At 60.1% G+C, this 20,578-nt stretch carries 18 protein-coding genes; 8 read left to right on the top strand and 10 right to left on the bottom strand.

What is annotated here, in order from left to right:
* The first annotated feature begins 8 nt into the window (after nt 1-8).
* Nucleotides 9-728, top strand: a complete 720-nt coding sequence (locus tag HQN82_RS07050; RefSeq protein ID WP_004442374.1) for an ABC transporter ATP-binding protein — start codon at nt 9-11, stop codon at nt 726-728.
* Nucleotides 718-1,926, top strand: coding sequence for an ABC transporter permease (locus tag HQN82_RS07055; protein WP_004442376.1), 1,209 nt, complete (start codon nt 718-720; stop codon nt 1,924-1,926). The genes HQN82_RS07050 and HQN82_RS07055 overlap by 11 nt, the downstream gene beginning before the upstream one ends.
* 10 nt (nt 1,927-1,936) lie before the next feature.
* Here the strand turns inward: HQN82_RS07055 and HQN82_RS07060 are convergent, their stop codons facing one another.
* Nucleotides 1,937-2,452, bottom strand: coding sequence for a DUF6714 family protein (locus HQN82_RS07060; protein WP_004442379.1), 516 nt, complete (start codon nt 2,450-2,452; stop codon nt 1,937-1,939).
* A gap of 293 nt (nt 2,453-2,745) precedes the next feature.
* Between HQN82_RS07060 and HQN82_RS07065 the strand changes: the two genes are divergently transcribed.
* Nucleotides 2,746-3,021 carry a hypothetical protein gene (locus HQN82_RS07065; protein ID WP_004442381.1) on the top strand — a complete coding sequence of 92 codons (276 nt, stop codon included), beginning with the start codon at nt 2,746-2,748 and terminating at the stop codon, nt 3,019-3,021.
* Between the two features lie 216 nt (nt 3,022-3,237).
* Here HQN82_RS07065 and sufA read toward each other — a convergent pair whose 3' ends face one another.
* From sufA to HQN82_RS07100, 7 genes are all read right to left on the bottom strand, one after another.
* Nucleotides 3,238-3,627 carry a Fe-S cluster assembly scaffold SufA gene (gene sufA, locus HQN82_RS07070; protein ID WP_004442383.1) on the bottom strand — a complete coding sequence of 130 codons (390 nt, stop codon included), beginning with the start codon at nt 3,625-3,627 and terminating at the stop codon, nt 3,238-3,240.
* A 105-nt stretch (nt 3,628-3,732) separates the two neighbouring features.
* Nucleotides 3,733-4,116, bottom strand: coding sequence for an SUF system Fe-S cluster assembly protein (locus HQN82_RS07075; protein WP_004442386.1), 384 nt, complete (start codon nt 4,114-4,116; stop codon nt 3,733-3,735).
* A gap of 36 nt (nt 4,117-4,152) precedes the next feature.
* Nucleotides 4,153-5,394, bottom strand: a complete 1,242-nt coding sequence (locus tag HQN82_RS07080) for a cysteine desulfurase (RefSeq protein WP_167497156.1) — start codon at nt 5,392-5,394, stop codon at nt 4,153-4,155.
* Nucleotides 5,395-5,504: 110 nt separating this feature from the next.
* Nucleotides 5,505-6,776: a Fe-S cluster assembly protein SufD gene (sufD, locus tag HQN82_RS07085; RefSeq protein WP_112766775.1), complete on the bottom strand. Its 1,272-nt coding sequence runs from the start codon at nt 6,774-6,776 to the stop codon at nt 5,505-5,507.
* 23 nt (nt 6,777-6,799) lie between these two features.
* The gene (gene sufC / locus HQN82_RS07090) at nt 6,800-7,555 is read right to left on the bottom strand and encodes a Fe-S cluster assembly ATPase SufC (protein ID WP_003522658.1); all 756 of its coding nucleotides are present in this window, start codon (nt 7,553-7,555) and stop codon (nt 6,800-6,802) included.
* A gap of 179 nt (nt 7,556-7,734) precedes the next feature.
* The gene (gene sufB / locus HQN82_RS07095; RefSeq protein WP_006698793.1) at nt 7,735-9,204 is read right to left on the bottom strand and encodes a Fe-S cluster assembly protein SufB; all 1,470 of its coding nucleotides are present in this window, start codon (nt 9,202-9,204) and stop codon (nt 7,735-7,737) included.
* 198 nt (nt 9,205-9,402) lie between these two features.
* On the bottom strand, nt 9,403-10,572 hold the full coding sequence (locus HQN82_RS07100) for a cysteine desulfurase family protein (RefSeq protein WP_112766777.1): 1,170 nt from the start codon (nt 10,570-10,572) through the stop codon (nt 9,403-9,405).
* 211 nt (nt 10,573-10,783) lie between these two features.
* On the opposite strand from HQN82_RS07100, the gene HQN82_RS07105 reads away from it, so the two are divergent.
* Nucleotides 10,784-11,461: an alpha/beta hydrolase gene (locus HQN82_RS07105; RefSeq protein WP_003522662.1), complete on the top strand. Its 678-nt coding sequence runs from the start codon at nt 10,784-10,786 to the stop codon at nt 11,459-11,461.
* Between the two features lie 73 nt (nt 11,462-11,534).
* Here HQN82_RS07105 and HQN82_RS07110 read toward each other — a convergent pair whose 3' ends face one another.
* Nucleotides 11,535-12,656, bottom strand: a complete 1,122-nt coding sequence (locus HQN82_RS07110) for an anhydro-N-acetylmuramic acid kinase (protein ID WP_112766778.1) — start codon at nt 12,654-12,656, stop codon at nt 11,535-11,537.
* 149 nt (nt 12,657-12,805) lie between these two features.
* Here HQN82_RS07110 and tyrS point away from each other — a divergent pair, with 149 nt between their 5' ends.
* Complete coding sequence (gene tyrS, locus HQN82_RS07115; RefSeq protein WP_112766779.1) at nt 12,806-14,059, top strand: tyrosine--tRNA ligase; 1,254 nt, start codon at nt 12,806-12,808, stop codon at nt 14,057-14,059.
* A gap of 45 nt (nt 14,060-14,104) precedes the next feature.
* On the opposite strand, the gene HQN82_RS07120 is transcribed toward tyrS, so the two are convergent.
* Nucleotides 14,105-17,488: a YhdP family protein gene (locus tag HQN82_RS07120; RefSeq protein ID WP_112766780.1), complete on the bottom strand. Its 3,384-nt coding sequence runs from the start codon at nt 17,486-17,488 to the stop codon at nt 14,105-14,107.
* A 235-nt stretch (nt 17,489-17,723) separates the two neighbouring features.
* Between HQN82_RS07120 and bcp the strand changes: the two genes are divergently transcribed.
* The 3 genes from bcp to HQN82_RS07135 all read left to right on the top strand — a co-directional run bounded on the left by bcp (nt 17,724) and on the right by HQN82_RS07135 (nt 20,421).
* On the top strand, nt 17,724-18,191 hold the full coding sequence (gene bcp, locus HQN82_RS07125) for a thioredoxin-dependent thiol peroxidase (RefSeq protein WP_022556473.1): 468 nt from the start codon (nt 17,724-17,726) through the stop codon (nt 18,189-18,191).
* A gap of 17 nt (nt 18,192-18,208) precedes the next feature.
* Nucleotides 18,209-19,030 (top strand): ferritin-like domain-containing protein, encoded by an 822-nt coding sequence (locus HQN82_RS07130; RefSeq protein ID WP_022556474.1) that lies wholly within the window; start codon nt 18,209-18,211, stop codon nt 19,028-19,030.
* A 92-nt stretch (nt 19,031-19,122) separates the two neighbouring features.
* On the top strand, nt 19,123-20,421 hold the full coding sequence (locus HQN82_RS07135) for a M23 family metallopeptidase (protein ID WP_004442415.1): 1,299 nt from the start codon (nt 19,123-19,125) through the stop codon (nt 20,419-20,421).
* Nucleotides 20,422-20,578: the final 157 nt, after the last annotated feature.

Below are 20,578 nucleotides of genomic sequence, written 5' to 3' on the forward strand. Positions count from 1 at the left end.
ACAAGCGCATGCAACAGCCGCCGCTCATCGAGTTCCGTGATGTCGTGAAGCAATATGGTCGCGGCGAAGCGACGATCCGCGCGCTCGACGGCGTCAGCCTGTCGATCCGCGAGAAGGAATTCGTCGCCATCATGGGACCGTCGGGATCGGGCAAATCCACCTCGATGAACATCATCGGCTGTCTGGACGTCCCATCGGCTGGCGAATATCTCTTCCAGGGCGTGCCGACCAGCGGCTTCGATAACGAACATCTGACGCTCTTGCGCCGGCACATGCTCGGTTTCGTGTTTCAGGGCTTCAACCTTCTCTCCCGCACCTCTGCGGTGGAAAATGTCGAACTACCGCTTATCTATCGGGGCATGAAAGCTTCAGAGCGTCGGGAGCGCGCCATGGAGGCGCTGGCACAGGTGGGACTGAAAGGTCGCGAAGATCACACGACGCAGGAGCTTTCCGGCGGCCAGCAGCAGCGTGTGGCCATTGCCCGCGCCATCGTCACCCGCCCCGCGCTGCTTCTGGCCGACGAGCCGACCGGCAATCTCGATACGAAGACCAGCGTCGAAATCATGGAACTGATAACCTCGCTCAATCGCGACAAGGGCATCACCGTCGTCATGGTAACCCATGAGGAGGACATCGCCGCTTATGCCGGGCGCCTGCTGCGTTTTGTCGACGGCCACCTCGCCTCCGACAGCGCCGCGGATCATAAGGAGACATTGGATGTTCTTTGAAACATCGCGTCTTGCCCTGCGCGCCATCAGCCGCAACCTGTTGCGCTCCTTTCTCACGGTGCTCGGCGTCGTCATTGGTGTGGCCGCCGTCATTGCCATGGTCACCATCGGCAACGGTACGACCGAGCAGGTAAAATCGGAACTGTCACGGCTCGGCACCAACATGCTGTTCGTGCGCCCCGGCCAGTTCGGCCCCGGCCGCGCCAGCACCGAGGCCAAGCGCTTCGATGACCGCGATGTCGAGGCGATACGCAACCAGATATCGGGCATCCGCGCCGTCGCACCGCAGAACCGCAGTTCCGCCGCAACCGTCATTTTCGGCGGCAAGAACCACCAGACAAGCGTCATCGGCACCACCAATGATTACCTGATCGCCCAGGACTGGACGATCGCGCTGGGTCGTGACTTCCAGCCCGCCGAAGATCGCGGCGGTCAGATCGGCTGCATCATCGGCGAAACCGTGCGTCAGGAACTGTTCGGTGCGGAAAACCCTGTGGGACAGACGATCCGCGTCAGCAACATCTCCTGCCCCGTCATTGGCGTTCTCGCCCGCAAAGGCCAGTCCGGCCTCGGCGACGATCAGGACGACACGATCATCATGCCGCTCAAAATCCACCAGCGGCGCATTGGCGGCACCACCACCATTTCCTCGATCATGGTTTCGGCGCAGGATGGCGTTTCCACCGCCAAGGTGCAGAGCGACCTGCAAAACCTGCTGCGCGAGCGCCGCCGCATCAACATCGGCCGCGAGGATGATTTTACTGTCAACGACATGACGCAGATCGCTTCCGCCATGACCGGCACGACGACGCTTCTCACCGGGCTTCTCGGCGCGGTCGCCGCCGTCAGCCTTCTCGTGGGCGGCATCGGCATCATGAACATCATGCTGGTCTCGGTCACGGAGCGCACGCGTGAGATCGGCATTCGGCTTGCCATCGGCGCATTGGAAAAACAGGTGCTGACACAGTTTCTGGTGGAAGCGGTGATGCTCTCGGCCTTCGGCGGCATCGTCGGCATCCTCACCGGCCTCGGCCTCGCCTACGCAGTCGTCAGCTTCCTCAACGTGCCTTTCGTCACCAGCCCATCGATCATCTTCCTCGCCTTCGCCTTTTCAGCCGCCATCGGCGTGATTTTCGGCTATTTTCCCGCGCGGCGGGCGGCGAGTCTCAGCCCGATCGAAGCCCTGAGACACGAGTGATCAATCCGGCCTAACGATCTGCGGCTTGCCGCCATTCCTCAAGCGCCTGTTCTACATCGGTCTGGTAAGACGGCGGGTAGTTTCGCTGCAGGAGGGCGTGCAAATATAATTCAACGGCCCGCCTTTGAGCGTCGTTCAACAGCGCAAATTTCTCCGGGCGGCCGCGCAGATGGGGCACGAACTCGTGCCGGTAACAACCGTCGAGATCGGCGATCATGTAGGCGGGTAGATGAAACCGCATTGCTTCGGCATCAAAAAACGCAGGACTGGCGGAGTGGAGGTCCACGTCCTCCACCGTGATCGCAGACCAATCGTCCTTTTCATCCTCGGCGCGGCGGGCGGCAAGCACATCATGGCTCGCGTAATCATCAATCGCGGCGGCCTCACGAAGACCCACACCGCCGCCTAGGGTGACGTGCGCGAAAGCAGCATTTACCGCCGCCCTTGCCGTGGCCGTGATCTCCCCTGCCGGTCTCAACACGTGAACCGCCCGTTCAATGATGGCCCCCTCCGCCCCCGTCTCCACGCACCGTTGGCCACTCGCCGCCTTCAGTTCGTTCGAACTGAACGCCTTCCGTGGTGGCTGATGACACGCGCCTGCGTGCTTTAGCCTCCCAAGAAAAGGAGAGGAAAAGAATACCGACAACCAACGTCAGGCCGACCAGAATGCCGGCAGCAACGAGGCCAAGTGTCCAAACATCAATCGAGCTGCTGCTATTCCCCACGCCGGCTACCCCCTCACTGAAACCATCCGCATTCAATCTTGCTTCATGACGTCAATCGGATAGGCTCTCCGGAAATCTACCGCATGGAGTCTCGATGTTCAAATCCGTATCCGATAGCGCTGCGGCTGCAGACGGCGGATCGCTTGCCCTTTTTGTGGAGCGACAGGACGGGCAGACGGAAGTGTTTGTGATCCATCGCTCGCTCGCATCGCGCGGGACGCCTCACTATAACAGGATCACGTCAAGCCTCCGGCCACTCTCTGCAGAAGATTGTCGGGAGATCGCCGCGGCTCTCGAACCGCTATTGATGACCACGCCATCAATCCATCCGCTGGCCGATTTCATCGAAGCCTTCAAACAGCAGTCATGATCCTTGGAAAGCTGATTTTGCGTGAGACGCAGTCTGCGGAAAAAACCTGAAACTTGTCATCCGTTACCCTCGGGCTTGACCCGAGGATCTACAAACGTCTCAAGCGATTTGACGGGGATGGAACCCTCGGGTCAAGCCCGAGGATGACGTCGCGTTTGTGGGAGCGCTGTGTGCATAAGAATGTCTACCTCTCCATCGCAGAGATAGCGTAACCAATCAAACGCTGGCTTCTGCCTCACGCTGCTTTGCAAGCGCGGCGAGATCCGCAGGCTTCAGCTCAACCGATTCACCGCAGCCGCAGGCAGAGGTCTGGTTCGGATTGTTGAAGGTGAAACCGGAGCGCATCTTGGTCACTTCGAAATCCATCTGCGTGCCGAGCAGATAAAGCACGGCGGAAGGCTGAACCCAGACTTTCGCGCCTTCGAATTCAACCAGATCGTCCTTCGCATCCGGCTCGGTCACGAGGTCGATGGTATATTCCATGCCCGCGCAACCGCCCTTCTTGATGCCGACGCGCACGCCCTTGGCGTCCGGTCCGGAATTTTCGACGATCGCTTTAACGCGCGAGGCAGCAGCCCCGGTCATGGTCATGATTGCAAAGCCCATGGGCCAATTCTCCTTCGACAATCGAGTTCAAGGCTCGATGCTTATGGAATTCAATTTAAGTGCGCCTGACGATGTCATCAAGGGATGACACCCGTCAAAATCAAATCAGTACCAACCGACGGCAACCTGCGCTTCTTCCGACATGCGGTCCGGCGTCCACGGCGGATCGAAGGTCATTTCGACGGTGACACCGGAAACACCTTCGACGGCGCCAACGGCGTTCTCCACCCAGCCCGGCATTTCGCCAGCGACGGGGCAACCGGGTGCCGTCAGCGTCATGACGATCTTGACCATCCGGTCATCTTCGATATCGATCTTGTAGACCAGCCCGAGTTCGAAGATGTCGGCCGGAATTTCCGGGTCATAAACGGTCTTCAGCGCCGCGATCACATCGTCGCTGAGGCGTGCAAGCTCATCCGGCGGAATGGTGGATACCTTTTCCTGAGCTTCGGTCGCATCCTGGGTCTTTGCAGTGGCATCGGCAGTCATCGTCTTAAACCTCAATCCTGATTTCAAGCTGCGATATCAGGCGAAAAATTTGCGCGCATATTCCAGCGCCTCGACAAGAGAGTCTACTTCGGCGCGGGTATTGTAAAGGCCGAACGATGCCCGGCATGTGGAGGTGACGCCGAAGCGTTTCAAGAGCGGCATGGCGCAATGGGTGCCGGCCCGCACGGCAACGCCGCGCCGGTCGATCACCATCGAGACATCATGGGCGTGAATACCCTCAAGCTCGAAGGAGAAAATGCCGCCCTTGTCAGGCGCGTTGCCGATGATGCGCAGCGAATTGATCTCGCGCAGCCGCTCGGCGGCATAAGCGGCAAGATCGGCCTCGTGTGCTGCAATCGCGGCACGGCCGAGATTGTCCATGTAATCGAGCGCGTAACCGAGGCCGATCGCCTGCACGATGGGCGGCGTACCCGCTTCGAAACGATGCGGCGGCTCGTTATAGGTGACATTGTCTTCGGAGACGTCGAGGATCATCTCGCCGCCGCCCTGGAACGGCCGCATCTCGCGCAGCCGGTCGGCCTTGCCATAGAGCACGCCGATGCCGGAGGGACCATAAAGCTTGTGGCCCGTCATCACATACCAGTCGCAATCGATATCCCGCACATCCACAGGCATATGAACAGCGCCCTGTGATCCATCGATCAGCACCGGAATGCCACGCTCATGCGCGATACGGCAGATTTCCTTGACCGGCACGATGGTGCCGAGCGCATTCGACATATGGGTGATGGCAACGAGCTTGGTGCGCTCCGTCAGGCTCTTTTCGAAAGCCTCGATATGAAATGCGCCGTCATCATCAACCGGCACCCAGACGAGCTTGGCGCCCTGCCGCTCGCGGATGAAATGCCACGGCACGATATTGGAGTGGTGCTCCATGATCGAGATGACGATCTCGTCGCCCTCGCCGATCTTGGGCATGCCATAACCGTAAGCGACCGTATTGATCGCCTCGGTGGAGGATTTGGTAAAGACGATCTCGTCCACCGAACCGGCATTGAGGAACCGGCGCACTTTTTCGCGCGCCGCTTCATAGGCATCGGTTGCGGCATTGGAGAGGAAATGCAGGCCGCGATGCACGTTTGCGTACTCATTTGCATAAGCATGCGAAACGGCGTCGATCACCACCTGCGGCTTTTGAGCGGACGCGCCGTTGTCGAGATAGACCAGCGGCTTGCCATAGACTTCGCGCGACAGGATCGGGAAATCCTTGCGCACGGCTTCGATGTCATAAGGGGCCGCCATTGCGGTCTGGTCCATTTCTCGGGCCCTTTCATGGTGCTCTTCTGGAGAGCTCCGGGGTTTGCACAGCGTTACCGCTGCTTCACCTCATCCTCGGAACAAGCCCGAGGATGACGACGGAGAGGTTGCTAAGCGTGATGCTCCAGCCAGCCGGAAATGATCGTCTCCAGCGCCTCTACCAGATTTTCCTCTTCCAGTTCCTCGACGATCTCGGCGACGAAGGCGTTGACGAGCATCGCCCGTGCCTTTGCCCGCGGGACGCCGCGCGCCATCAGGTAATAGAGATGGTTGTCGCTGATATCGGCAACCGTCGCGCCATGGCCGCACTGAACGTCATCGGCGAAGATTTCCAGTTCCGGCTTTGCCGAGAACTCGCCATCGTCAGACATCAGCAGCGTGTTGCACGCCATCTTCGCGTCGGTCTTCTGGGCATCCGGTGCGACCCGGATCATGCCCTGGAAAATGCCCTTTGCACGGTCGAACACCACGTTGCGGAAAACTTCCGTCGAGGTCGTGTTCGGCACGTTGTGGCCAAGAACCATCGTCACGTCCGTATGGGTTTCGCCACCCAGAAGGTTGACGCCGCGAACGATGAGATCAGTGCCCTCACCTTCCACATCGATGCGCAGTTCCTGACGCACCAGCTTGCCGCCGGCATTGATCACGAAGAGACGCAGCTTGGCTTCCGCGCCGAGCTTGATGCGCAGCTGACCAAGGTGAATATCGGCAGCACCCTGCTGTTGCAAAAGGATCCAGGTTGCTTCCGCGCCATCCTCAACGACGATATCGCTGACCGAGGAGACAAGCGCCGCATCGGGCGTCACCGAAAGGTGACGCTCAATGACGGTCGCTTTCGAACCCTTGCCGAAGCGCACCGGGAAGCGGCTGTGAACCTGGCCTGCGCCATGGATCGCCTGCAGTTCGATCGGCTTGTCGAACTCAGCATCGGCAGGAATTTCGACCACAAGTCCGTCACGCACGAAGCTGCCATTGATGCGGCCAATCGTGTCATCCTTGCTGGCTTCCGCCAGACCTGCGGCGGCGGAACCGTCAAGAAGGCTGTCGGCAAAGCGCGATACGCTGACGCCATCGACCTTGCCGATATCGGCCGTACCGTGCAGCACATAAGCGACGGACGAACCGGCGACGACGGATGTCGCCTTCTCGATCACAGGCGCGGGGCGGTCTTCCGGAACCGTGCGCAGCAGGCTCTTCAGATCGGTATAGTGCCAGGCCTCGATGCGGCGGGTCGGAAGACCACCGGTCTTGAGATCATCGAACAGCACGTCACGGGCGGCAACCACGGCGCCATCGCCGGGCAGTTCGCTAAACTTGGCGGTGTAGGCATCGACCAGCGCGGTTTCCGCTGGCGTCAGCCGGTTGGTAGCTTGAATGTTCATGGACATCACCTCCTGGCCTTCGATCAGGCCGCTTCACCGATGATGTCGGCGTAACCGTTGTTTTCCAGTTCCAGCGCGAGAGCCTTGTCACCCGAGCGGATGATCTTGCCCTTGTAGAGAACGTGAACGCTGTCAGGCACGATGTAGTCGAGCAGGCGCTGATAGTGGGTGATGACAACGGTGGCGCGATCCGGCGACTTCAGCGCGTTGACGCCGTCAGCCACGATCTTCAGCGCGTCGATGTCGAGACCGCTATCGGTTTCGTCGAGAACGCAGAGTTTCGGCTCCAGAAGCGCCATCTGCAGGATTTCGGCACGCTTCTTCTCACCGCCGGAGAAACCGACGTTGAGCGGACGCTTCAGCATCTCCATGTCGATCTTCAGATCGCCGGCTGCTTCCTTGACGCGGCGGATGAAATCAGGCGTCGTCAGCTCGGACTCGCCGCGCGCCTTGCGCTGCTCGTTCATCGCAACCTTCAGGAACTGCATGGTGGCGACGCCCGGAATTTCGACCGGATACTGGAAGGCAAGGAAAATGCCCTTGGCCGCACGCTCGGCAGCGTCCAGCTCCAGAATGCTTTCGCCGTTATAGAGAATGTCACCGGAGGTGACTTCATAGTCCTCACGGCCCGACAGGATGTAGGACAGCGTCGACTTGCCGGAACCGTTCGGCCCCATGATGGCAGCAACCTCGCCGGCGGCAACCTTCAGGTTGAGACCCTTGATGATCTCGGTTTCGGTATCGGCGATCTTTGCGTGCAGGTCGATGATTTCAAGCATGGTATTGTTCCTGTTCATGGTGCGGTTTCAAGGACCGCCTCGTGCGCCCCATCAGGGCTTGTCTCAAATCTCTCATCCGTCATCCTCAGGCTTGTCCCGAGGATCCGGGAAGTGGGTTGTCTCTGCTCAGGCCATTTGCCGTAGATCCTCGGGACAAGCCCGAGGATGTCGAGCAAGAGTTAACCGACAGACCCTTCCAGCGAAATGCCGATCAGCTTCTGCGCTTCCACGGCAAATTCCATCGGCAGTTCCTGAATGACTTCCTTCACGAAGCCATTGACGATCAGCGCGATCGCCGCTTCCTCGGGAATGCCGCGCTGCAGGCAATAGAACAGCTGGTCTTCGGAAATCTTCGACGTCGTCGCCTCGTGCTCGAAGTGAGCGGACGAGTTCTTCGCCTCGATGTAAGGCACGGTATGAGCGCCGCACTTGTCGCCGATCAGCAGCGAGTCGCACTGCGTGAAGTTACGCGTGTTCGTCGCCTTGCGGTGGGCCGAGACCTGGCCGCGATAGACGTTTTCTGAGAAACCGGCGGCGATACCCTTGGCGATGATGCGGCTCGACGTGTTCTTGCCGAGATGGATCATCTTGGTGCCGCTGTCGATCTGCTGGTGACCATTGGAGACCGCGATCGAATAGAACTCGCCACGGCTGTCATCGCCGCGCAGGATGCAGGACGGGTATTTCCAGGTGATGGCCGAACCGGTCTCCACCTGCGTCCACGAGATCTTCGAGCGGTTGCCACGGCAATCGCCGCGCTTGGTCACGAAGTTGTAGATGCCGCCCTTGCCTTCCTTGTCGCCCGGATACCAGTTCTGGACGGTGGAATATTTGATTTCGGCATCATCGAGCGCCACGAGTTCAACAACGGCGGCGTGAAGCTGGTTCTCGTCGCGCTGGGGAGCGGTGCAGCCTTCCAGATAGGAGACGTAGGCACCCTCTTCGGCGATGATCAGCGTGCGCTCGAACTGGCCGGTGTTCTTCTCGTTGATGCGGAAATAGGTGGAAAGCTCCATCGGGCAACGAACGCCCTTCGGCACGAACACGAAGGAACCGTCGGTGAAGACGGCCGAGTTCAGCGTCGCATAAAAATTGTCCGTCGTCGGAACGACCGAGCCGAGATATTTCTTCACCAGCTCCGGATGCTCGCGCACGGCTTCCGAGATCGACATGAAGATCACGCCGGCCTTAGCCAGTTCCGCCTTGAAGGTGGTGACGACGGAGACGCTGTCGAACACGGCATCAACAGCGACCTGACGCTTTTCGACGCCGGCGAGGATTTCCTGTTCTTTCAGCGGAATGCCGAGCTTTTCATAGACCTTCAGCAGCTCCGGGTCGACTTCATCGAGCGACTTCGGGCCGGGGGTGCTTTTCGGCGCGGCATAATAATAGAGATCGTTGAAGTCGATCTTGGGGTAGCTGACGCGCGCCCAGGTCGGCTCTTCCATCGTCAGCCAGCGCTTGTAAGCCTCAAGACGCCATTCCAGCATCCATTCCGGCTCCTGCTTCTTGGCCGAGATGAAACGGATCACCTCTTCCGAAAGACCCTTCGGGGCCTTGTCGACTTCGATATTGGTTTCGAAGCCGTATTTATACTGGTCCACATCGATCTGGCGGACCTGATCGATCGTTTCCTGAACCGCTGCCATGTCGTTCTCCAATCTCGCCGGAGCCAAGGTCCGGTGGCTTGTCAACGTATCAAGGCGGAAAGCCGCCTTATTCATCTTCGGGCAAATCGCTCCGAGCCGTCGGCCGGGGCAGAGCTTATACCCATGTAGGTGCGGGATGGCGCTTTTCACACATCCCGGCAAGCGGAAAATTGCTAATCCGCAATTCTTTGCCGCATTTTACGCGGCCTGACCGGAAAGCTTGCGCCGTCCCGCAATTTTCGCAAACGCCGCGAGCGTCCGTTCAATGTCCGCCTCGTCAGTCGCGTGGCCAATCGAAATCCGGAGCGCGCCGAGCTTGGGATCGCGCCCCATCGCGGTCAAGACATGGCTTTCGCCCACCTTGCCCGATGAGCAGGCCGACCCTGCCGACAGTGCGATACCTTCTATATCGAAGGCGATCTGCCCGGTCTCGGCCTTCAGGCCCGGAAGCGTGAAAAACGTTGTGTTGGCGACGCGCATGCCATCCTCACCGTGGATGATCACATCAGGCGCGTTCACGCGCATACCGTTTTCCAGCCGCGCCCGCAGCGCGGAAAGACGCGCCGCCTCAGCCTCGACATTCCGGGAGGCAAAAGCCGCAGCGGCACCGAAACCGATAACGGACAGGGTATTTTCCGTACCCGAACGATGGCCCTTTTCCTGGCCGCCACCATGGATCAGCGGCTTCGGCATCATCACCTCGCCGCGCGAGACAAGTGCGCCGGCACCCTTCGGGCCACCGAGCTTGTGAGACGAAATCACAAGGAAATCCGCATCGAGCGCGTTGATATCGAGCGGAATGCGGCCAGCAGCCTGAACAGCGTCGACAACCATCAGGCCGCCCGCCGCATGAACCAGCCGCGCCGCTTCCGCCACAGGCTGAAGGATGCCGGTTTCGTTATTAACCAGCATGCAGGCGACCAGCGGCAGCCCGGACGACCTGTCATGCGAAGACAGCAACGCTTCAAGCGCGGCAAGATCAAGGACACCCGCTGACGTAACGGGAACTTCCGTTACGTCACTCTTTTCGAAACGGCCACCTTCGCGGAATGCCGGATGCTCGATGGCGGAAACATAGAGCCGGCTTACCCGAACCGGGCTGCGTCCCATCCTGAATTCCGGCGCAAGCACCAGATTGGCCGCTTCCGTTGCACCGCTGGTGAAAGTCACATGCGCCGGCTCAGCGCCGCCAAGCGCCGCAACCTCACGGCGAGCCGTCTCGACGGCGGCGCGGGCGGCACGCCCTTCGCGGTGGACGGAAGACGGATTGCCGGCAAGATCAAGCGCAGACACAAGCACCTCCCGCACGGCCGGCAGAAGCGGCGCCGTGGCGTTCCAGTCCATATATGTGCGCGTCAAAACCGTCATCGCCGAAAGGCTTCATCCAATCTTCAATGCGTGAAAACGCATTTTTCTTGAAATTACAGTTGCGCTTGCCTTATGACACCACCCGAGTGCTTTAGCACACGCAAAGTTTCGAATTATTCTAAACTGCGTTCTAGAAAAGATGACAGAGTTCGTCAAGTCTTCTCATCGGAAGAATGCGGTTGGAGAATGAAAAAACACGACCGGAGTACCAATGCCCGAAGTCATCTTTAACGGCCCTGCGGGTCGCCTCGAAGGCCGTTATCAACCCTCCAAGGAAAAGAGCGCGCCGATCGCGATCATCCTTCATCCGCACCCGCAGTTTGGCGGCACGATGAACAACCAGATCGTCTATCAGCTCTTCTATCTTTTCCAGAAGCGCGGCTTCACGACGCTCCGGTTCAACTTCCGCTCCATCGGCCGCAGCCAGGGCGAGTTCGATCACGGTGCGGGCGAGCTCTCCGATGCCGCCTCGGCGCTCGACTGGGTGCAGAGCCTGCATCCGGATTCCAAGAGCTGTTGGGTGGCGGGTTACTCCTTCGGCGCCTGGATCGGCATGCAGCTTCTGATGCGCCGCCCGGAAATCGAAGGTTTCATGTCGATTGCCCCGCAGCCGAACACCTACGACTTCTCCTTCCTTGCGCCCTGCCCGTCTTCTGGCCTCATCATCAATGGCGATTCCGACAAGGTCGCGCCCGAAAAGGATGTCAACGGCCTGGTCGAAAAGCTGAAGACGCAGAAGGGCATCCTCATCACCCACCGCACCGTCCCCGGCGCCAACCACTTCTTCAACGGCAAGGTGGATGAGCTGATGGGCGAGTGCGAGGACTATCTCGACCGTCGCCTGAACGGCGAGCTTGTGCCGGAACCGGCTGCCAAGCGTATTCGGTGATTTGGGGCGTTTAATTACGCGTCATATCGTTATAGACGGCGGAGGGGGGGGTAAGCCCCACCCGCCAACGTCATCAGCATCGCACCAAAACCCCACCCGTCACCGGCTCCTTCACCCCCGTCGTACCGGGATAGGTCAGCGGCAGCCCCTTCAGCGAGCGCACGGCCAGGTAGGCCCAGGCCTCCGCCTCCATCGCCCCACCATCGAACCCCGCCTTTTCAGCCGCAATCACCCGCGCACCGACCTTGGCGGCAAGGTCTGCAAACTCCGCCATGATCACCGGATTGAGCCGCCCGCCACCACAGACCACATAGGTCTTCGCCGCCTCCGGCAGATAGCTTGCCGACTTCAGAATGGCGGCCCCCGTTAGATGCGCCAAAGTCCGTGCACCATCGGCCAGCGAGACCTCACCCTTTTCCGGGGGCGCAAAATCGCTGCGATCCAGCGAACGGCGAATATTTCCGGAAAAGAACGGGCTTTCCATATAGCGCGCCACCAGCGACGCGACGACGCTGCCGCCCGCCGCCGTCCTGCCGCCTTTGTCGAAGGCCTTGCCCGTATGGGCCTCGATCCACTGGTCGATCAGCATATTGCCGGGGCCGCTATCGAAAGCGGCAAGTTGGCCAGATTCACCGATGAAGGTGAGGTTGGAGATACCGCCGATATTGACGAAGACCGCAGGCGTCTCAAACCCATCAGGTAGGTTGGCAGACAGTGCCATGTGGTAGGCGGGAATGAGCGGCGCGCCCTGCCCGCCATGCACCATGTCATTGGCGCGCATATCGTAGACCACGTCGATACCGGTTTCTTCAGCCAGCAAAGGTCCGTCGCCGATCTGCACCGTCAGCGCCTCATCCGGCCGGTGCAGCACCGTCTGGCCATGAAAACCGATGACATCGATTTCACCGGGCAGAAGCCGGTGACGATGGAGAAAGGATTTCACCGCCGCCGCATGGGCAAGCGTCAGCTTGCGCTCTGCCTCATCAAGATCTCCGGGGCGTTCGCGCCGTTCACGGATGGATTTGGCCGTGACCAGCGCCTTCTGCCAGATGGCCCGCAGGCCGGGATCATAGGGAAAATAGCCGCTTGGCCCATGCCGCACCACGCTCTCGCCATCGGTACGCAGAAGCGCGATATCGATGCCGTCCATCGACGTGCCGCTCATCAGTCCGATTGCCGTTTTCACCTCGCCCACCTGCCGCTCTCCCGCAATCTCGAATCATGCTGACCTTGAATCCCGACATTCATGGCCGAAACGGGTGCACATTTCAAAAAACAATGATAAAGCCGCGACGGTCACCGGTTTTCGATGGCCGTAAAGATCAAACCAGAAAGTAAAAGGTTATGTCCAGGTTCAAGTCCGATTTCCTCCGCACGCTCGATGAGCGCGGCTTCATTCACCAGATCTCCGACGAGGCAGGTCTCGACGAATTGTTCGCCAAGGAAACCGTGACCGCCTATATCGGCTATGACCCGACGGCCTCGAGTTTGCATGTCGGCCACCTCACCCAGATCATGATGCTGCACTGGCTGCAGCAGACCGGCCACCAGCCGATCTCGCTGATGGGTGGCGGCACCGGCATGGTAGGCGACCCCTCCTTCAAGGAAGAGGCCCGCAAGCTGATGACGATCGACATGATCGAGGACAACATCACCTCGCTCAAGCACGTCTTCGCCAACTACCTCGATTACGACCGTCCCGGCAACCCGGCGCTGATGATCAACAATGCCGACTGGCTGCGCGGATTGAACTATCTCGAATTCCTGCGTGACGTCGGCCGCCACTTCTCGGTCAACCGCATGCTGTCCTTCGACAGCGTGAAGACACGCCTCGACCGCGAGCAGTCGCTGTCCTTCCTCGAATTCAACTACATGATCCTGCAGGCCTACGATTTCGTGGAACTGAACCAGCGCACGGGCTGCCGCCTGCAGATGGGCGGCTCTGACCAGTGGGGCAACATCATCAACGGCATCGACCTCGGTCACCGCATGGGGACACCGCAGCTTTACGCGCTGACCTCGCCGCTTCTGACCACCTCCTCGGGTGCGAAGATGGGCAAGTCGGCCTCGGGCGCCGTGTGGCTGAACAAGGACCTGCTGCCGGTCTATGATTTCTGGCAATACTGGCGCAACACCGAAGATGCCGACGTCGTTCGCTTCGCCAAGCTCTTCACGACCCTGCCGATTGAAGAGATCGCGCGTCTGGCTACGCTCGGTGGATCGGAAATCAACGAGGCCAAGAAAATCCTGGCGACCGAGGTAACCGCGATCCTGCACGGCCGTGCCGCTGCTGAAGAAGCCGCGGAAACGGCGCGCAAGACCTTCGAAGAGGGCGCGCTGGCCGAAAACCTGCCTTCCATCGAGGTTCCGGCCTCCGAACTTGAAGCTGGCGTCGGCGTCCTCTCGCTCATCGTCCGTGCAGGTCTCGCCGGTTCGAATGGCGAGGCCCGCCGCCATGTTCAGGGCGGTGCGGTGAAGATCAATGATCAGGGCGTTTCCGACGAGCGCCAGATGATCGGCACCGGCGAAGTGACCGGCGATGGCGTCATCAAGCTGTCGGTAGGCAAGAAGAAGCACGTGCTGGTTCGCCCGGCCTGACGCCCGCACCGAACCTGTCATTGAGGGCCGCGAAAGCGGCCCTTTTTACTGGAACTCGAAAATCTGCCGGAAGACACCGGGCGCAATCAGCGACAGCGGGTTGATCGTCAGCTTCGGCTGGTCCGTCTGGCCGGAAAGCTTGAAGGTAATGCCGAGCAGGCCGCGGTCGCGGCCGTTGCCGAGGAAGATGCCGATAAAGGGCAACTCGCCGAACAGCCGGTTCAGCCCGTAGGCGGGCATGAAGGTGCCGGTCATGTCCATGCGGCCATTCTGATCCTTCAGCAGCCCCTGAAACGTTGCGCCGATCTGTTCACCGCGCACAACCCCGTTTTCCACCGCGATCGAACCGTTGACATACACAACCCGAGCAAAGCCGCGCTGGAACTTCTCCGAACTGACATCGATGTTGCGGCGGACCGCATTGTTGAGGCTCCTGCCATCCTCGCCCGTCGGCGTTGCGACGATGTCCTGCAACTTGGCCTCGTTGACCACCGAGAAATTGCGCAGATCCAGCGAGCCGCTCCAGTCGCTGCCATTGGCGGTCGTCAGTGCGAGGTTGAGAAGGCCGCCACGAATGCGGCTGTAGATATTGGCAAACCGCGCGAGCGAACCCGCATCGCTGCTGGTCAATGTCACAGTCCCCGTCGCGCCGCGATTGGTGGTCTGCGCGACCACCGCCTGTCCGTTGCCGGTCACGCCGCGAAAATCGATCGAGCGCACCTTGCCGTCACGCACGCTGACATCGGAATTGACATTGGCAAGGATCTCATCGTTGAACCCGTAGACCTTGTCGAACTGCGCCTTGATGGAAAGAGATGGCTGCGAACGAGACGTACCATCGCCACCGCCAGCGGGACTGCGCAGCTTCGACAGGAAAGGCCTTAGATCCGCGGATTTTCCGGAAGCATTGATAATATAGCCGTTTTTCGAAGCAGCTAACGAAACGGCATAATTATCGGAGGGCGAAAGCTGCACGCGGCTGAGATCGGCCGAGATCAGACCGCTCTTGTTGAAGGCAATGTCGCCGGCGGCGCCAAAACCATCACCATCGAGGGAAAAATCCGTGATTGCGGTGCGACCGTCCGCCACTTCCATGGTAAAGGCGGCTTTTGCCGGAATGCCGATGCCCTTGCTCCAGCCAAGCCCCGGAAGAATGATCGACGCCTTGGTCAGATCGAGCCGTACGTCCTGGCGTTTGGCATCGGCACCGTCGATCTCCAAAACGGTTGTGCCGCCGAGAACCGAGGACAGCTCCGGCGCGAGTTTGGCGACCTGTGTTTCGGTCAACATGGCCTTCAGGGACAGGGTGGGAGCCACACCGCTGTTCTTGCGCACGGGCTCCGTCATCTCGATATCCATCGGCACGTCATCGACGCGGCCTTTGCCCTGAAGCAGGAGCTGACGGTCGTTCAACGTCATGAAGCCGTCCAGCGCCGTGACCTTGTGGCCGGCGAAGGGTTTCGTCAGCGACAGGTTTTTCAGATCGAGATCGGCCGTCCACACCGGCGGAGGCGGGTTCTGGCTGGAAAGCAGGCCGATGGTCAGTTTCGCATTGGCTTGCACATCGCCGGCGAAATCCTCCGGCTTGAACTGCGTGTCCTTGAGCGCGTTGATCGGCTTCAGTGTCGCAAGCTCCGCTACGGCGTCTGCGGAGCCCGATACGCTGAGTTCAAGATTTCCAAGCAGAGGCTTGTCATAAACCGAGGAAATCACGAACCGGCTGTTCTCAAGCGCCAGCGAACGGTTGGACGGGAAATAGGACGTCGCCCGCTTGATTTCGACGGCCATCTTCCCGCCTACGAGATCGAAATGCGCATCGACATCACGCAGGGGCGGAATGTCGCCGGTGGTGTTGAGGCGCGTATCGTCAATGTCGAAACGAATCTGCATTTCGCTCTCGCCGAGCACCAGCGGGCAACCGGGACCGCACATCCGGCCCTGCGGGATGAAGATTGCGATGGAGCCATTGGTGACCGTACCGCCATAAAGATTGGAAACCACCCAGTCGCGCGGCCTGTGCGCCATCCAGAAAGGCCAGAGCTGCTTGACCGCCGTGGCCTCCATCTTCGGTATCTGTCCGCCGAAGCTGATTTCGGGCGACCCTTCGCCGAACCGCATTTTCAGCGATCCCGCCATGTCTCCGAGTGGGCTTGTGACATAAAGCGATGAAACGTCGAGTTGCTTCGTCGCAGCCGTGAAGTGACCGTCCGCCTTCAGGCTGAAAGGAACCGGGGCCTCGCCCGAGGCTTCGGACGAAGCAACCGCATCGTCGATGCGGAGGGACAGACCAAAACCCTCCTCCGTATCGCTGATTACGCCGGCGACCGGAATGATCGTACGTCCAAGTTCCACCCGCGAGTTGTCGATGACAAGCGTGCTTTTTACGAAATCGTAGCGCGCGTTCACAGTGCCGGCCGTGAAGGGCTGGGCCTCGCCGCCGATCCGAAGCGTGCCGTTACCGAGGCCGAGCGAGATGTCGAGACGCGGCTCCTGCCCCTCCTTGGCCCGGCGGGCAACGATGTTGATGCCCGTCTTGACATTCAGCCCCTCATGGAGGTTTCCGTCCGGATCGTATTTTTCCAGAAACGGGCCAATGTCGAAGCCATCGATACGGGCCTGGAAACCGTCGATCACGCCGCCCGCACCTGAGGTCTTGAGTGACACGCTGGCGATTTCGCCGTTGAACAGCGTTTCCCCGTCAAGCGAATAGCCGCCCTGCTGGTCTGGCGTCAGCGACAGTTCCCGCACCTCGATGGTGCGCGGCTTGCCCAGTTCGCCCGGCGGCAGATGAACGGAGACGCTGGAAATATCGATTTCCTCGGTTCCGCTGCTCAGGAAGGCCTGTGCCAGCTTGTCGAGCTGCCCGAAGGCTTCCTGCAATTGCAGCGGCACGGCGTCGAGCTTGACGCTGGCAAGATCGAACCCGTTGCCCTTGGGCAAAAGCGCCGTATCCAGCTCCATCCCGTCGGCTTCTAGGCTCTCCACCGACACGCGACCCGCCAGAAGCGCGAGGGGATCGAGCGCCATGCCGATCGCCCGCGCCCTGCTCAGATGCTGGCCGGATTCCTTCTCGACGATATCCACATCCTCCGCCACCAGCGCAAGGCGCAGTCCGGTGGAGAACCTGATCGCCGATGATCCGATTCGCGCGCTGTAATGCGGTCCGAGCGCCCGTTCCAGCGCCTGCTGCGCCTGGCTGGACAGCGCATTGTCAACCGAACCGGTCTCGACGGAAAGAATGATGCCGCCGATGGAGAGGAAGGCGAGCACGAAAAGAGCCGCGAAAACCTTGAGGAAAGCACGCGCCATGGAACGCGGCGGCGGGCAATGCACGATGATGGGATCCTCGGCCTGAGCCGAAGGCAGATCGTGCAGCGCAACGATATCGCGCCTGCCGAACTTGACCTTTTCACCCCTGACTTCAGCCATACGCCCGCATTTGCCCCTGAATAGCTCTTGTTTCGCCGCAACACCGGAGCGGGATGGCGAAAAGTGTAAGCGGTCCTCGTCTGGAATCCCGCTCAAATTCCTTAGCCCGGATCACGATTGGGATTTGAGGTCGAAACGATCTGAAATCCCAATCGTGATCTGGACGACGCGCGGTTTCGCTATATATCGAATGTGGCAACTTTCACTCAACATCCCGGCGAAAGAAAGGTAGATTATGACAGACTTGACGATTGGCGGCTCGGCTCCCGATTTCACTTTGCCCCGCAACGGTGAAGGGACGGTGACATTGTCCAAACTCCAAGGCAAGGCCGTCGTTCTTTATTTCTACCCCAAGGACGACACGTCCGGCTGCACCGCCGAAGCGATCGATTTCAGCGCGCTGGGCGGCGAATTCGAAGCGGCCAACACGGTTGTCATCGGCATCTCGCCCGACAGCGTCAAAAGCCACGACAAGTTTGCGGCAAAACATTCGCTTTCCGTCATGCTCGCGTCTGACGAAGAGAGGAAGGTTCTGGAAGCCTATGGCGTCTGGAAGGAAAAAAGCATGTATGGGAAAAAATACATGGGTGTCGAACGCACCACATTCCTCGTTGGACCGGACGGCAAGATCGCGGAGATCTGGAACAAGGTGAAGGTCGCCGGCCATGCCCAGGCCGTTCTCGACGCAGCGAAGAAACTCTGAGGGACCAACCCGTTGTGATGCCCCCGTTCAAAATCATGTCGCTGCGCGGTGGTGCGACGGATGCTATCGCAAGCGCCGATCTCGACAGGAAGACCGCGCTCGCACAGGAGACGGCGACACGGTGGTTCGAGCGCCGCCTGTCGCTGCGCTCTCCGCTGGACCCACCCCTGCCAGAGCGCCCGGGCAGGCCGGAAAAGCCGGAACTCGTTCCGCCGACCGCAGTGGAACGCCGCTCGCTTCACAGCGTCAAGGGCCGTATCGCGCTGCTGCACGCCATTGCCCATATCGAACTCAACGCCGTCGATCTCGCGCTCGACATTGTCGCCCGTTATGCCAGCGAGCCGGTGCCGCATTCCTTTTTCGATGGCTGGATGCAGGTCGCCTTCGAAGAGGCAAAACATTTCCGGCTGGTGCGCGACCGGCTGAGAAGCCTCGGTGCAGACTATGGCGATCTGCCCGCCCATGACGGGCTGTGGCAGGCGGCGCATTCCACCCGCAACGATCTCACCGCACGGCTTGCCGTCGTGCCGCTCATCCTCGAAGCGCGCGGACTGGACGTCACCCCTTCCCTGCAGGCGAAGATGCGCGAAACCGGCGATCTCGAAAGCGCCGCCGTTCTGGACGTCATCTATAATGACGAAAAGGGCCACGTCGCCATCGGTGCAAAATGGTTCCGGTTCCTCTGTGCCCGTGAGAAGAAGGATCCGGCCGCAACCTTCAGGCAACTGGTGCGCGCCAATTTCCGCGGCCCTTTGAAACCGCCCTTTAATGACCTTGCCCGCGCCGAGGCCGGCCTGACGCCATCCTTTTACCGCTCGCTCACATCCGTCAGCCAGTAGCCGACGCTGCCGAAACTCTACTCCGGCAAAACTTCGTTAACCTTAACGAATTATGATTTCCTTCAAGAAATCGGCCAGTCCGGAGAGAGATTGTGACTGATACGGCGGAAAACCGGGTATTTGGCAAAAAGCGTGAGCCGCACGTGCTCATTCTCGCGCGCGGCGACAAGGTGCGGCACATGACCATCCGGCCGTGGATGGCGGCGCTTGCCGGCTGCACGATCGGCCTTTTTTCGCTCGGTTATCTCGGCGCCACCGGCTACCTTATCCTGCGGGACGACCTGATCGGCGCGACAATGGCGCGCCAGACCCGCATTCAGAACGATTACGAAGACCGCATCGCAGCCCTGAGAGCCCAGGTGGACCGCGTCACCTCCAGGCAGTTGCTGGATCAGCAGGTCGTTGAAAAGAAAGTGGAAAAGCTTCTGCAACAGCAGGCGGCGCTGACCTCGCGGCACGGCCGCATGAGCGAACTGCTGGAACGCGCGGAAAACTCCGGCGTCGCGACGTCGCCGACAGCACCCTCGTCCCTTTCAAACGCCATGGCGCCGGAAAAACGCGCCGATCTGTCGGGCGGTCTCTCGGCGATCGAAAAGCTGATGACACCGCGCCCACCACAGCCGGAACAACCCACCGCGAACGACAGACGGGCTGCTTACCAGCCGGAAGGCGGCGAGACGCCCTCGGACCGCGCCGATCGCGTATTTTCAAAGGTAACTCTGTCGCTGAAGGACATCGAGCGCCAGCAGATATCGCGGATAGCGCAACTGACGAGCGACGCCGAAGACAAGGCGAGTGCGATGCAGGACATTATCCGCCAGGCCGGGCTCAAGATCGATGAGAGCGGCACCGCCGACATGGGCGGACCCTATGCGGAGCCAGAGCGCGGCGAAACCGATCCCTTCAGCCTGTCGCTGACCAATCTCGACACCGCTCTCAACCGGCTGGACGTCGTCAGGGAAACGGCGACGACCCTGCCCTTCGGCAACCCGGCACCCGGCAGGGCTATCACCAGTCGATTCGGAAATCGGATGGATCCGTTTCTCGGCCGCCCGGCGCTACATACCGGCATCGATTTTCGTGCCGAGACCGGCGCAGACGTCAAATCCACCGGCGCTGGAAAGGTGACGGTGGCGGAAAATTCCGGCGGTTACGGCAATATGGTCGAGATCGATCACGGCCAGGGCGTGTCCACCCGATTCGGCCATCTCTCCGCCATTCTGGTCAAGGCCGGCGACCGGGTCGAAGCCGGCGACGTAATCGGCCGCGCCGGCAGCACCGGCCGTTCCACCGGTCCGCACGTGCATTATGAAGTGCGCCGCAACGATACGCCCGTGGATCCGATGCGGTTTCTGATCGCCGGGGCAGAGCTTAAAACCTATTTGAAATAGCGTCCCGGTTTTAACGCTTTTTTTGCTCTTTTAACGATAAATGCCGAAAAACCGCGCCTGAGGCTTAAAAGCCCAGCCGCGAGCGGCACGTTTAACGCGCTTTTCCCGTTGTTTCCTTGACTTTCCGGCAATTTGGGCATATCCCCGCGCCAAGTCT

It is taken from the genome of Agrobacterium pusense (assembly GCF_013285525.1).
Taxonomy (GTDB): domain Bacteria; phylum Pseudomonadota; class Alphaproteobacteria; order Rhizobiales; family Rhizobiaceae; genus Agrobacterium; species Agrobacterium pusense.

Coding starts and splice junctions, on each gene's coding strand:
- sufB (WP_006698793.1), bottom strand. CDS start 9,204: ATGGCAGCGGTTCAGGAAACGATCGATCAGGTCCGCCAGATCGATGTG.
- HQN82_RS07100 (WP_112766777.1), bottom strand. CDS start 10,572: ATGACGGTTTTGACGCGCACATATATGGACTGGAACGCCACGGCGCCG.
- tyrS (WP_112766779.1), top strand. CDS start 12,806: ATGTCCAGGTTCAAGTCCGATTTCCTCCGCACGCTCGATGAGCGCGGC.
- HQN82_RS07120 (WP_112766780.1), bottom strand. CDS start 17,488: ATGGCTGAAGTCAGGGGTGAAAAGGTCAAGTTCGGCAGGCGCGATATC.
- HQN82_RS07065 (WP_004442381.1), top strand. CDS start 2,746: ATGTTCAAATCCGTATCCGATAGCGCTGCGGCTGCAGACGGCGGATCG.
- HQN82_RS07055 (WP_004442376.1), top strand. CDS start 718: ATGTTCTTTGAAACATCGCGTCTTGCCCTGCGCGCCATCAGCCGCAAC.
- sufD (WP_112766775.1), bottom strand. CDS start 6,776: ATGAACATTCAAGCTACCAACCGGCTGACGCCAGCGGAAACCGCGCTG.
- HQN82_RS07080 (WP_167497156.1), bottom strand. CDS start 5,394: ATGGACCAGACCGCAATGGCGGCCCCTTATGACATCGAAGCCGTGCGC.
- bcp (WP_022556473.1), top strand. CDS start 17,724: ATGACAGACTTGACGATTGGCGGCTCGGCTCCCGATTTCACTTTGCCC.
- HQN82_RS07105 (WP_003522662.1), top strand. CDS start 10,784: ATGCCCGAAGTCATCTTTAACGGCCCTGCGGGTCGCCTCGAAGGCCGT.
- sufA (WP_004442383.1), bottom strand. CDS start 3,627: ATGGGCTTTGCAATCATGACCATGACCGGGGCTGCTGCCTCGCGCGTT.
- sufC (WP_003522658.1), bottom strand. CDS start 7,555: ATGCTTGAAATCATCGACCTGCACGCAAAGATCGCCGATACCGAAACC.
- HQN82_RS07075 (WP_004442386.1), bottom strand. CDS start 4,116: ATGACTGCCGATGCCACTGCAAAGACCCAGGATGCGACCGAAGCTCAG.
- HQN82_RS07050 (WP_004442374.1), top strand. CDS start 9: ATGCAACAGCCGCCGCTCATCGAGTTCCGTGATGTCGTGAAGCAATAT.
- HQN82_RS07130 (WP_022556474.1), top strand. CDS start 18,209: ATGCCCCCGTTCAAAATCATGTCGCTGCGCGGTGGTGCGACGGATGCT.